The organism is [Clostridium] cellulosi (assembly GCF_036762875.1).
Classification (GTDB): Bacteria; Bacillota; Clostridia; order Oscillospirales; family Ethanoligenentaceae; genus Ruminiclostridium_D; species Ruminiclostridium_D cellulosi.
Genome location: NZ_JBAIZF010000027.1, coordinates 85,498 through 98,235 on the forward strand (window position 1 = coordinate 85,498; position 12,738 = coordinate 98,235).

Sequence of the window (12,738 nt, forward strand, 5' to 3'; positions counted from 1 at the left end):
ATCTCAGAAAGGAGGATCAACATGGCGATCAGCAGTATGCTCAAAGTGCTTGATAAGGCCGACCTCGCCGTATGCAGCGGCAGTGTCGACAGAGTAACTGGGCTTGCGGTTGAGTCTGTTGGTCCTCCTGTTAATATAGGCGAAGTTTGCAAGATATACCCGGCAAAGGGCAAGAAGCCTGTTAAAGCGGAGGTTGTGGGTTTCCGCGATAAGCATATGCTGCTAATGCCATTTGACACCCTTTCAGGAATCGGGCCGGGGAGCCGGGTTGAATCAACTGGTATGCCCTTCTCAATACCGGTAGGAATGGGGCTCCGCGGACGTATTCTCGACGGACTTGGCACACCGATTGACGGCAAAGGCCCCATTGAGGCGGAAGATTATTATAACATAGACGGTAGATCTTCCAATCCGCTGACAAGGCCGCGTATCAAAGAAAGAATAAATCTTGGAGTTAAGGCAATAGACGGGCTGTTGACCTGCGGCAGGGGACAGAGAATAGGCATATTCGCCGGAAGCGGCGTAGGAAAATCAACATTGCTTGGTATGATTGCCCGAAACGCTTCTGCTGATATAAATGTAATCGGTCTCGTCGGGGAACGCGGACGTGAAGTGCGCGACTTCATTGAACGTGACCTCAAAGAAGAAGGCATGAAGAAATCAGTGATTGTCGTCGCTACTTCAGACAGGCCGGCTATGGCGAGAATCAAATGCGCACTGGTTGCCACGACGATAGCTGAATTTTTCCGTGACAAGGGCATGTCAGTAATGCTGATGATGGATTCACTGACTCGATTCGCAATGGCCCAGCGTGAGGTTGGGTTGGCAACAGGCGAGGCACCTGTTTCACGCGGATACACACCGTCGATATTTGCTTTGATGCCTCAGCTTCTGGAGCGTTCCGGCAACTTTGACAAGGGTTCGATTACTGCAATCTATACAGTGCTTGTCGAGGGCGACGATATGAACGAACCTGTAGCCGATACGGTAAGAGGTATCCTTGATGGTCATATTGTTCTAACCCGTGGGCTTGCTATGAAAAACCATTATCCCGCGATTGACGTTCTGCGGAGTGTAAGCCGTCTTATGTCAGAGGTCGTGCCGCGTGAGCATTTAGAGCTTGCAGGAAAGATGCGCAACCTCATGGCGACATATGAAAACTATGCTGACCTCATCAGTATAGGTGCTTATAAGAATGGCAGCAATCCTGAGGTCGATATGGCGATAAAGTATCATGACAGAATAGAGAATTTCCTAAAACAATGGGTTGACGATAAATTCGACGCAGAGGAAACCTATGAGCTTATGAAAGAAGCGATTGCCTGAATAAGGAGGACAAGGCTTAATGAAGTTTAAATTTAGACTTCAGTCGGTCTTTGACCTGAGGAAACATCTTGAAGACGAACAAAAGGACGCGCTCAACCGCGAAATGCAGATACTTCAGAGGATGACTGAAGAAAAGAAATCCCTCGAGCGTCAATTTGATCTTTGGTCCCAAAAATATCTTGCATTGGCAGGCAAGGGAATGAGGCCAAGTGATGCAGTGATAATAGGAACATATTTGAGCGATATTGAATCAAATATTAAAACTGCGTTGAAAAATATTGAACGCCAAACGGCGAATGTTGAAAGGGAAAGGCTGCTTCTGATAGAGAAGATGAAAGACCGCAAGACTATAGAATCCCTTTATGGAAAACAGCGGCAGCAATTCTTATATGAAGAGAGCAAAAAAGAGGAAAAGGAAATAGAAGATTTGATAACATCAAGGCGATGAGCCATAAATAAAAAGCATTGAAAGGAGGTGAAGGTATGAAGGTAAGTACGGTTGAGATCCCAAAGACAGCAGGAAAAGGCAGTGCAAGCAGCAAAAAGAGTCCGGCTTCAGGCTTCGTCGATATTCTTCAAGATTTTGAGAAAAAAGGCGGAGCGGTACAGCTTCTCGCAGGCATGGGGCTGGGTATGCCGATATCTCAGCAGACAATGGTGCAGAATCAGCAGAATACCCAGCAGAATGGAACCGGTACAGCTCAAATCAATAATGTGTTGCTTATTGAAGAGCTTTCACAGATGTCCCAAAACGGAATCTTTATTACCGAAAATCCTAACAATGCCAGCGGGGCAGATGGCGTATTTGCAAATATGATGCAGGATACTTCGGCGGGAATGGAGCTGCTTCAGCAAGACGGTTTGCAGAATTCGGACCTTTCGGCATACGGTATTCAGCAGCCGTCAGACTTAAGTCAGGTTATTTCCGATGGCCTGCAAAAGGGCGACACCGCAGTGCCGAAATCGCCGATTTCGCTAACGCTAAGTACCAAAACCGGTGCTGAGTCAGCGGTTGCACAGGCAGCGGCTGCAGGAACAGCGACCAGTGTGACAGCGGCTGATACGGCTTCCAATGCAGTTTCCAGCGAATTTTCCCGTACAGTTTCCGCCATGGCCTCTGGTACGGCTTCCGGTACAGCGGCTGCAAAAAATGACGCAACTGTGGCCGTAACTCAAGCCGGAAACACGCAAGCGGCTTCCCCTTCGGTGCAGGCAGCGGGTACGCCTCAGGGCTCATTCGATTCCCAGCTTTATGCAGCGGCTTCTTCCGATCAAGCAGCAAATATCCAAGACGGGCTGAAAACTGCTGACGCTAAAGCGTTCGGGAATGGAAACGATGAGATTAAGACAAATTCCAAAGTTCAGGATATACAGAAGGTCCTTGAGGTAAAGGCAACACAGTCTGGCCAGGATAAGTCCCGACAGGCAGCACTGTCAGCAAAGGATCTTGCTGAAACCGACAGCAGCAGAAAAGGCGACGACACCCTCAATCACAATACGAAAATAAACGATACTTTTGGCATAGCTTTGGCACAACACAACAAAATTGATAGTTCTGACAATGTCGATCAAACATTAAAGGCCGATACGGCACAACAAGTTGCAGATGCTGTTAAACAGGCTTACGATAACGGAAGAAGTGAGTTAAGACTTCACCTTAGCCCGGAAGACCTCGGTGGTATCAATATAAGGATTATTTCTCAGGGCGGGGTGCTCACGCTTCGGATAACGGCCGACAATCAGCATACAGGGCAGCTTTTGGCGTCAGGAATGCATGAGCTTACACAGTCACTGCAGAATCTCGGCATTACTATGAACAAAGCTGAGGTTGCTTATACTGGTTTCGGCGGATTTGATTCGACTGCATCACAGCAACAGAATCAGAACTTTGGTTCACAGAACTATCATCTTCCTAAATGGGTTCCGGCAATGCAGAATTCCAGCGATATAATACAGCCTGCAGTATCGGAACAGACAGATTTGTATGTGACAAAGACTTCGGGGCTTAGTATTCTCGTATAAGCACATGAAGGAGGGGAAATATGGATATCTCAAGCATTACACCGCCGTCAAATGCGACTTATCCAAGCAGCAGTTCAAAGTCAACGAGCGGCAGCAGCCTTGATATGAACGATTTCTTTAAGTTGCTTGCAGCTCAGTTGCAGTATCAGGATCCATTAAGCGCAACCTCAAACGACCAGTATATGGCGGAAATGGCTCAATTCTCAACCCTTCAAGCGATTCAAACCCTGCTCAAGGTCGAAAATTATACAATGGCGACCAGTATTGTAGGGAAGAAAGTCTCTTATGTATCAACACAATCAACTGCGACTGGCTCCTATTCTGTAACTACTAAGGCCGGTACCGTCGATGCCGTTGATTTTTCAGGTGAAACACCGAAGTTCTACGTATCGACAACCGGAGATGACGGAAAGGTAACTTCAAGCTGGATTGATTATTCAGCCATACGGATGGTTTATTCACCCGATGTCGATTTGAATTCAGGCTCGGACACCTGATAAAGGGAGTGTTAAAGTGTCAGATATAAGATTTAATTCTATCCTGACACCTCCGGTTCAATCGTCTGTACGGCAAAATGAGAAGGTTCAGGCGAAAACACCGAAAACATCCTTTTCCGATTATCTTAACCAAGCAATATCGGAAACCTCGGATGTAACCTTTTCAAAACATGCACTTACTCGGCTTGAGTCACGCAACATTGAGCTAAATGACGGCGATCTTAGGAAGCTAACAGACGCTATAAACCAGGCGCAGTCAAAAGGAGTTCAGGATTCACTTATACTGATGAACGGTCTTGCATTCATCGTAAGCATAAAAGACCGTACAGTTGTTACAGCGATGCCACTTGGCGATACTTCTTCAAATATATTTACAAATATTGACGGAACTGTGATTGTATAACCGGTCCTTAAAGAGGAGGTTATCGGGCTTTGACTGGCTGAGAAGTCCGCACACGTCCGTCGATTTAAGGAGGAAAATGCGTTATGATGAGATCACTTATGTCTGCTGTTACAGGCCTTCGCGCTCAGCAGACTGCAATGGATGTTATTGCTAACAACATGGCGAACGTCAATACTGCCGGATTCAGATCAAGCTCAACTCAGTTTGAGGATCTGTATTATCAGACTCTGAACGGCGGTACTGCTGAGACCAACCCGTCTCAGGTCGGTTATGGCGCTCAGGTTTCAGGCATATCAAAGAACATGACAAGCGCCGGTTCCACCACAACCGACAACCCGTGGGACCTTTACATTGACGGCAGCGGCTATTTTGCAGTATCAACAAGCAATGCTGCAGATGCTGTTCCCGCATATTACACACGAGTCGGTAACTTTACTTTTGACACAAATGGATATCTTGTCGATCCCAACGGAAACTTTGTCATGGGTACCGCTGACGGCGGTGCGACTGTAACTCCTCTCTGCCTCATTGGTGCCACTATAAATGGTGTAACGATTGACGCGGATGTTTACAGAGATTTAAGGGATATTACATTCAACAGTGACGGCAGCATTTCCGCAAGCTATAATAGCCATCCGGGCACAATACAGATAGGCGGTAACAATCTTCAGGTGGTGCTTGCCACATTCGTAAATGAAAAAGGCCTTTCTCAGGTAGGAAACAACGATTTCGCTGAGACTGAAAGCTCCGGCAATCCGACATACACCACTGCGCTTGCGGGCAACAATACAAAATTACGCAGCAATGCGCTTGAGATGTCAAATGTCGATATGGCTAAAGAGTTTACAGATATGATCACAACACAGCGTGGCTTCCAGGCAAATTCACGTATCATCACAGTATCAGATACCATGCTTGACGAGCTTATCAACCTCAAGAGATCATAATCTGTTAAGGGGGTGAATTTATGATCAAAGTCACCAAATTAAACGGCGAGCTGTTTTATGTAAATCCATTTGAAATGGAATTTATTGAAGAAACCCCCGACACAGTAATCTCGCTAAAAAGCGGAAAAAAAGTTCTTGTTGCCGAAAAGGCAGAAACGGTAATCGATAGAATCGTAGAGTTCTACAGACTTACCAATTCTATGCCTAAGGTTTCAAGAAGAAAAGACCGCAGACATGAACATGAGAATGACGAAGACGTTTTTAAGGACTAATCCAATTTGGCATAGGAGGCCAACTTAATGTCTTTTATCATGGGGCTCGCATTATGCGCCGCCGCGGTTCTGATAATAGTTATTGGCGGCGGTGATCCGCTAAAACTGGTTGACTATAAGGCCCTGGCATTCGTTCTCATCGGTATTACGGGACTTATTACCATCACGAGCCCCATGAAATCCTTTATCAAACATCTTGAATGCCTAAAACAAACGCTCAAAAAGGGCGAGAGTCCGGACAAGCTTATCGAACAGATCGTATGGCTCGTTCAGACCGCCCGACGTGAAGGTGTTCTTGCACTGGAAAGCTGTGAAGACGAGGTAAAGGATCCAATACTGAAAAAAGGGCTTGTGCTGATAACCGGTTCGGCTGACAGGGAAACGATAGAAAGTATTCTTGAAAGTGACGCCTTATATTACGCCGAAAGAGAGAAGTCCGTTCAAGAATTTATTGAGCGGATTTCCATGATGTCGCCGGGAATAGGAATGATAGGTACTCTTGTTGAAATAGTCCAAATGCTTTATACTTATAAAGGACCTCAAACCCTGGCCCCGGGGATTGCAAAAGCTCTTATTCCGGTTGTTTATTCCGGAATTATCGCATATCTCCTGCTGATGCCCCTTGCTTCTCGTATTAAATCTGGTTCAGAAAGGCGCAAACAGCATAGAGAGCTTGCGATACAAGGTGTTTTAGCAATTCAATCCGGCGAGCCGCCGAGTATTGTTGAACAAAGATTGTCAAGATTTGTCGGCGGTGCCGTAAAAGACAGCGGCAGCGATGCGGCCCAGGAAATGGGCAATTGATTCTTATTGTTTTCCCGCATGATTTATGCCGCTTTCGGCGGGACGGAGGATAATAATGTCAGAAGTTCTAACACAAAATCAGATTGATGATCTGCTGAATTCACTGCGGAGCGGAGATATCGCTTACAGTGAACTTGAGTCTGGCAGCAATGAAAGAAAAGTGCGGCCATATGACTTCAAGATTCCTAAAAAGTTCAACAAGGAACAGCTGAAAACTCTGAGCATTATCTATGAAAACTATGGGCGCGTCTTATCATCGTTTCTTTCGGGAACACTGCGCAGCTATTGTCAAGTTGAAGTTGCGACCATAGAAGAACAAAGGTTTTTTGAATATTCCAACGCACTGCCTGAAAACATCCTCATGGGTGTTATCGAGATGCAGCCGCTGCAGGGTTCATCAATGATCACGATGAGCCAGTCGATAGCGTTTGCAATCGTGGACCGGCTGCTTGGCGGGCAGGGAGAAACTTATGAAGTTGACCGTGATTATACAGATATTGAGGTCACACTGCTTCAGCGGGTTATTCGCGATATGACATTCCTGCTAAAAGACGCGTGGTCCAATGTTTTTGAAATAACACCTAATTTTATGCGACTGGAAAGTAATTCACGGCAAAGCCAGTTAGTTTCACCAAACGAGACGGTAGTAATCATTGTTCTCAAGGTAAATATCAAAGATGTAGAAGGCGATATAAGCTTCTGCATGCCTTATGAGATTCTGGAGCCGGTACTTGAACACTTAAATACAAGATATTGGTTCACGGCGCGCAGATCATCTGAGGAAGAACGGATTTCGAACAAAAAGACATTAATTCAGAAAGTGAACTCCATTCCTCTTGAGCTTAAAGTAGTCCTTGGCAAGAGTCATGTCACGCTTAAAGATATTATGGATCTGCGGATAGGGGACGTCATCGTTTTGGAGCAACTTGTTACAGAAAAAGCGGTTGTAATGTCAAACAAAAATGAATGGTTTCGGGGAACATTGGGAACTCTCAGAAATCATGTAGCAATCAGAATAGACCAAGTACTGCTGGAGGGTGGGGCTTTAAATGGACGAGAATCAAAATGAGAACCTAATTGAATTGTCCCAACAGGACAAGGATATAATCGGTGAGGTCAGCAACATCAGCATGGGTTCTGCAGCAACTGCTCTTTCAAACATTATGGGCAAAAAAGTTGTAATAACCTCGCCGACTGTCGAAATCGGAACAGAAGAATCTATAAATAAAATTGAACGTGTTCCGTCGCTGGGTGTAACAATATCCTATACCGAGGGTGTCGTAGGTAAAGATATATTGATTATCAAGAAAAGCGACGCTCTTGAAATCATCAAGGCCTTGATGGGCGAAGAAATGGTCAGCGATGAATTTGGTGAAATCGAGACCAGCGCCATTGCAGAGGTCATGAACCAGATGATGGGATCAGCTGCCACTGCACTTTCAAACTTTCTTGGCAGAACGGTTAACATATCTCCTCCGACAGCCTTTATGCTGACTGAGGAAAACCGTATGGAAAAGCTCAGCTTTATCTATGAAAATGCCAACAATGTCATAATGGTCCGCTTTCTGTTTAAGGTTGAAGAAATACTTGAAAGCGACCTTTATGTGTTAATGACACGAGAATTTGCCGAGGAGCTTGTCGATGCTATGATTAAGAATCTCGGATTGAATGATGCCGGTGCAGAAAACAACGCTCCGGCGCAGGAAACTTCAGAACCTCAGCAGTCGGCTGTCGATGTTAAGCCGCCTGTTCAGCAAAACGCGCCGCAAAGCCAGACGGCTGAGCAACAGAATACGCCGCAAAGCCAGCCAGCGGCTGCGCAATATGCGCCGCAAGTTCAGCCAGCGGCTGCACAATATGTACCGCAAGGCCAGCCAGCGGCTGCCCCGCAATACATACCACAAAGTCAGCCGGCGGCTTCACAATATCCACCTCAATATTATAATCCTGTATCAGCGCAGGCAGCGGCATCCGCAGCAATGCCAATGACCGCAGCAGCGCCGATGTCACAAGTGAAAACTGTCCGATTTGCAAGCTTTGATTCAGCGCCTCCAGCTGAACCGGCAGACAAATCAAACTTTGAGTTGATCCAAGATGTACCGCTTGAACTGTCGGTTGAAGTAGGAAAGGCTCATAAGCTTGTTAAGGATGTAATTGATTTAACTGTAGGTTCCATTATTGAGCTTGATAAACAAGCCGGTGATCCTGTAGATGTTATAGTTAACGGTCAGCTAATTGCACACGGTGAAGTTGTTGTTATAGATGAAAGCTTTGGCGTGCGCATTACAGAAATAATCGATCCTAAAAACAATGGAAGGTAACAGGGGGTTATTGCCGTGTCTAAAAGAGTGTTAGTAGTAGATGATGCCGCATTCATGAGAATGATGCTTAAGAATATTCTTACAAAAGGCGGTTATGAAGTATGCAGTGAGGCACAGGATGGTGTTCAAGCCGTTGAAAAATTTATTGAAACCAATCCTGACTTGACCATACTGGATATAACGATGCCTAACATGGATGGTATAGAGGCTCTTAGAAGGATTAAAGAAATCAACGCTGGCGCTAAAGTTATCATGTGCTCTGCTATGGGTCAGGAGGCCATGGTTGTCGAAGCGATAAAAACAGGCGCAATGGACTTTATCGTAAAACCTTTCCAGGGTGACAGGCTGCTTGCAGCAATAGCAAGGGTATTGCCTAACTGATAAAAATACATAATGACTGAAAAAAAATCAGCCATGTTGGATAGTTGTGCTCGGAACTTGCTACAAGTTCTGAACGCGTGAATTTGTGTTGAACAATATCGGTCAGATTCAGTCGGATTTTCGCCGCAATTTCTGCCATCGGTATCCGGCCGATGGCAATTATCATAGAGAATAAGCACGGCTTGGCGGCAGCATGGTGAAGCGTAGGAAGGTAGAATTAATGGACTCAAGCATATTTGGCGATCTTTTAAAAATGATCGGAATTCTTTTTGCAATAGCCGTGGTGTTTTTCCTCGCATGGTTTGTGACGAGGGCGGTGGCTATGAGCGGGAGTTTTAGCGGGCGCGGAAAGTATTTTACTGTGCTCGAGAAACTTCCGATTACTAGAGATAGTTACATAATGCTGATAAAAAGCTTCGACAAGTTGCTTTTGGTTGGGGCGACCGCCTCTGGCATGACATTGCTTAAGGAATATGATGCCGACAGCGTAAATCTCGAGGATTTTAAACTTGAAAAGCAAAACTTTTCTGATATTTTTAAGACTGCCATTGAGTCGACCATTCCTAACGGTAAGCTGAAAGAAAGAATAAACAGCTTTTCATTAAAAAAGAAGGACGGTGGCGGCAATGAATAAAAAAACTGCCTCCGCCGAGAAAAAAAGTATTCAAAAGAAAAGGAAAAAGCTGTTTAAACATGGCCGCCTTATTAAATTGTTTGTTTCTATAACCGTTTTTGTTACCATATTTACCATAGGTTTATCAGTTATGGCGGCAGACTCCAGTATTTCGCTGACATTGAATGGCGTGGAAACACCCTCAGGAACAGCGAATACTCTTCAGATTATTTTCCTGCTGACAATACTTTCGCTGGCACCGTCGATACTGATAATGATGACGTCATTCACCCGAATTATTATCGTATTGTCGTTGCTGCGAAATGCTTTGGGGCTTCAGCAGTCACCGCCGAACCAGGTGCTTGTCGGTATAGCGCTTTTCCTGACATTGTTCATAATGATGCCTGTAGGTCAACAGATCAATAAAGAGGCCTACCAGCCCTATATAAATAACGAAATCACGTTTGAGCAGGCGAAAACAAATGCGATAAAGCCGCTTCGCACTTTTATGCTTAAAAATACAGAAAACACAAGCATGAAAGCATTCTTAAAGATGGCAAAAATCGAAAAAGTCGAAACAAATGACGACATCCCAACATATGTACTAATCCCTGCATTTATAATGAGCGAACTCAAGAAAGCATTCATGATGGGCTTTATCATCTACCTGCCATTTTTGGTTATAGATATCATTGTATCGTCGACGCTTATGTCGATGGGTATGATGATGTTGCCGCCGACAATGTTGTCACTTCCGTTGAAGCTTGCGCTTTTTGTAATGGTTGACGGCTGGAGTCTGACAGTTGAGTCGCTCATACGTAGTTTTAAGTAGCAACCTTAGTATACGATTTGCTCTGGCCCTCTGTTTGAAAACTTTGCATGTCAGAATAATATCCTTCTGTATTGCGCGGCCGGTTTAGGATTTAATCGAAATCAGTGCCTTTAACTTTCGGAAGTGCCGTAAGAAATGGAGCTTAATTATGAATTCAGGTCAGGTAATTGACTTACTGCGTCAGGCTTTATATACAGCTACAATGATAACAGCGCCTATATTGATTATCTGCCTTGTTGTGGGCATTGTAATTTCAATCTTTCAGGCGGCCACACAAATTCATGAGCAGTCACTTTCGTTTGTACCTAAAATTGTTATAGTTCTGATATTTATAGTAGTTGCGGGAAACTGGATGGTTACTGTACTTTCCGATTTTGCAAAGCAGATATTCAGTTATATATCAAACCTAAGATAGATATGGGTTTAATGAACGGGTAGGCGGATATGACACTAACATTTCCAGTATTGTTTGGATTGCAATTAAATTTGTTCCTGATGGTTTTTATGCGGATGAACGGTCTGTTCCTTTTTAATCCGATTATGGGCCGTGAAAATGTGCCGGTGCCGATTCGGTTGGGGCTTGGGTTCCTATGTGCTCTGGTCGTGACACCGACGCTCACTGACATAAAAGTCGAGATCAACAACTATGTCCAGCTTATCGTTATGAGTTTGGGCGAGATATTTATTGGCCTTGCAATTGGAGTAGTTGTGGCGCTTATCGTCTATACCGTTCAGGTTGCCGGAGAACTCATCGACGCCCAGATGGGATTGACGCTGGCTCAGATATATGATCCGAGGACTGGCGCCAATATGCCGCTTTTCGGTATATTCTTCAACATAATAATGATTTGCGGATTTTTTATAGGCGGCGCGCATCTGTCGCTTATTTCGTTCATCAGCGATTCTTTCCGCCTTGTAGCTCCGGGAGCAGTAGTACCGACCCAGCAATCCATGCGGTTTATTTTCGCCATGGGCAAGGACTACTTTGAATTCGGCCTGAGGCTTGCGATTCCGGTAGTCGCAGTTGAGGTAATATCCCAGCTTGCCATAGGCATGATTATGAAAGCAGTGCCGTCGGTCAACATTTTTACAATAGGAATGCATCTCACAGCCCTTGTGGGCCTTTTGATATTATTTGTTACAATGACCGCTATTGTTACGGCATGCGGTCAGCTCATCACTTTCTTAATTGAAAAAGCAGCAGAAGTGATAAAACTTATAGCCGCAGGAACTTAGGGGGGACTTTAGTTGGCAGGGCAAAAAACCGAAAAAGCCACCCCGAAACGGCGCCGTGAACAGCGAAAAGAAGGCAATGTGGTTCTGTCCCAGGACATTGTCGGAGCAGGAACACTTATGTGCATATTCGGCATTTTAAAAGTCATGGGTGCTAAGTTCGCTGGTTCAATTGAAAGCGGATTAAACTACTTTTTCAGAACAATGGGGCAGAATTTAAGCGGCAATCATGATATTGAACAAAGATTTGCAATAGCAGGCATAATTGCAGCCGAAGTGCTCATTCCGATTTTTGCAGCCAGTGTTATCGCGGGCGTAGTAATAACTATGGCACAAACAAAGCTGCTGGTTGCCCCAAGGGCCGCCAGAATAAGCTTTTCAAAGATAAATCCAATCAATGGCTTTAAAAATCTGTTTTCTCCGAAATCATTAGCGGAAACCCTGAAGTCGATAATTAAGATCGCCGTAATAGGCGTTTTGATGTTTAATGAAATAAAGTCTTACGTGCCGCAGATGTTGAACATTTACGGCCTTAAAGTGTCTTCATCCCTTTCATGGACTTCAAACCTTGTCCTTACAGTTTGCTTTAAGGCTTCCATTGCCTTTCTCATTATCGGCGTATTCGATTATTTTTTCCAGTGGTGGGACTTTGAACGCCGTATAATGATGAGTAAGGAAGAGGTAAAGGAAGAATTTAAGAACTTGGAAGGAAATCCTGAGACAAAGGCAAGAATCAAGGCAGAACAGCGCAGAATGGCGCAAATGCGGCAAATGCAAGCGGTTCCGTCAGCGGACGTTGTTATAAGAAACCCGACCCATTACGCCGTAGCATTGAAATATGACAGAGAAAAAATGAGAGCACCGGTGGTTGTGGCAAAAGGGCAGAACAACGTAGCGCTGAAGATTGTTGAAATAGCAGTTGCCAGCCGAGTTCATGTCTTGGAAAACCGCCCTCTTGCCCAGGCATTATATAAAGCTGTCGAGGTAGGAGATGAGATACCAGAAGAATTCTATAAAGCTGTAGCTGAGATTCTGGCATACATCTATAGGCTCAAGAGAGCGGGCAGAGGTTAATTACATAAAAAGG

The 12,738-nt window shown here is 44.9% G+C and carries 16 protein-coding genes; all 16 read left to right on the plus strand.

Features of this window, described 5'->3' with window-relative positions:
- Nucleotides 1-21 precede the first annotated feature (21 nt).
- Complete coding sequence (gene fliI, locus V6C21_RS09630; protein ID WP_479268912.1) at nucleotides 22-1,326, plus strand: flagellar protein export ATPase FliI; 1,305 nt, start codon at nucleotides 22-24, stop codon at nucleotides 1,324-1,326.
- Nucleotides 1,327-1,345: 19 nt separating this feature from the next.
- Entirely contained in the window at nucleotides 1,346-1,774 is a 429-nt protein-coding gene (fliJ, locus tag V6C21_RS09635; protein ID WP_479268913.1) for a flagellar export protein FliJ, read from the plus strand.
- Between the two features lie 35 nt (nucleotides 1,775-1,809).
- Entirely contained in the window at nucleotides 1,810-3,348 is a 1,539-nt protein-coding gene (locus V6C21_RS09640) for a flagellar hook-length control protein FliK (RefSeq protein ID WP_479268914.1), read from the plus strand.
- A gap of 20 nt (nucleotides 3,349-3,368) precedes the next feature.
- Nucleotides 3,369-3,845 (plus strand): flagellar hook assembly protein FlgD, encoded by a 477-nt coding sequence (locus V6C21_RS09645; protein WP_051492478.1) that lies wholly within the window; start codon nucleotides 3,369-3,371, stop codon nucleotides 3,843-3,845.
- A gap of 16 nt (nucleotides 3,846-3,861) precedes the next feature.
- Nucleotides 3,862-4,248, plus strand: a complete 387-nt coding sequence (locus tag V6C21_RS09650; protein ID WP_051492477.1) for a TIGR02530 family flagellar biosynthesis protein — start codon at nucleotides 3,862-3,864, stop codon at nucleotides 4,246-4,248.
- 83 nt (nucleotides 4,249-4,331) lie between these two features.
- Entirely contained in the window at nucleotides 4,332-5,195 is an 864-nt protein-coding gene (locus V6C21_RS09655; RefSeq protein WP_034840488.1) for a flagellar hook-basal body protein, read from the plus strand.
- A 20-nt stretch (nucleotides 5,196-5,215) separates the two neighbouring features.
- Nucleotides 5,216-5,467 carry a flagellar FlbD family protein gene (locus V6C21_RS09660; protein ID WP_034840485.1) on the plus strand — a complete coding sequence of 84 codons (252 nt, stop codon included), beginning with the start codon at nucleotides 5,216-5,218 and terminating at the stop codon, nucleotides 5,465-5,467.
- Nucleotides 5,468-5,494: 27 nt separating this feature from the next.
- Entirely contained in the window at nucleotides 5,495-6,271 is a 777-nt protein-coding gene (locus V6C21_RS09665) for a motility protein A (protein WP_479268915.1), read from the plus strand.
- 55 nt (nucleotides 6,272-6,326) lie between these two features.
- Nucleotides 6,327-7,340: a flagellar motor switch protein FliM gene (gene fliM / locus V6C21_RS09670; protein WP_034840480.1), complete on the plus strand. Its 1,014-nt coding sequence runs from the start codon at nucleotides 6,327-6,329 to the stop codon at nucleotides 7,338-7,340.
- Nucleotides 7,321-8,592, plus strand: a complete 1,272-nt coding sequence (gene fliN / locus V6C21_RS09675; protein WP_479268916.1) for a flagellar motor switch protein FliN — start codon at nucleotides 7,321-7,323, stop codon at nucleotides 8,590-8,592. Before fliM ends, fliN begins: the two co-directional genes overlap by 20 nt.
- 15 nt (nucleotides 8,593-8,607) lie before the next feature.
- Complete coding sequence (locus tag V6C21_RS09680) at nucleotides 8,608-8,973, plus strand: response regulator (protein ID WP_034840475.1); 366 nt, start codon at nucleotides 8,608-8,610, stop codon at nucleotides 8,971-8,973.
- 220 nt (nucleotides 8,974-9,193) lie between these two features.
- Entirely contained in the window at nucleotides 9,194-9,607 is a 414-nt protein-coding gene (locus V6C21_RS09685) for a flagellar biosynthetic protein FliO (RefSeq protein WP_034840471.1), read from the plus strand.
- Nucleotides 9,600-10,418, plus strand: coding sequence for a flagellar type III secretion system pore protein FliP (gene fliP / locus V6C21_RS09690; RefSeq protein ID WP_479268917.1), 819 nt, complete (start codon nucleotides 9,600-9,602; stop codon nucleotides 10,416-10,418). Before V6C21_RS09685 ends, fliP begins: the two co-directional genes overlap by 8 nt.
- Before the next feature lie 148 nt (nucleotides 10,419-10,566).
- The gene (gene fliQ, locus V6C21_RS09695; RefSeq protein WP_034840469.1) at nucleotides 10,567-10,833 is read left to right on the plus strand and encodes a flagellar biosynthesis protein FliQ; all 267 of its coding nucleotides are present in this window, start codon (nucleotides 10,567-10,569) and stop codon (nucleotides 10,831-10,833) included.
- 80 nt (nucleotides 10,834-10,913) lie between these two features.
- Complete coding sequence (gene fliR / locus V6C21_RS09700; protein WP_479268918.1) at nucleotides 10,914-11,654, plus strand: flagellar biosynthetic protein FliR; 741 nt, start codon at nucleotides 10,914-10,916, stop codon at nucleotides 11,652-11,654.
- Between the two features lie 12 nt (nucleotides 11,655-11,666).
- On the plus strand, nucleotides 11,667-12,725 hold the full coding sequence (flhB, locus tag V6C21_RS09705) for a flagellar biosynthesis protein FlhB (protein ID WP_034840463.1): 1,059 nt from the start codon (nucleotides 11,667-11,669) through the stop codon (nucleotides 12,723-12,725).
- The last annotated feature ends 13 nt before the right edge of the window (nucleotides 12,726-12,738 follow it).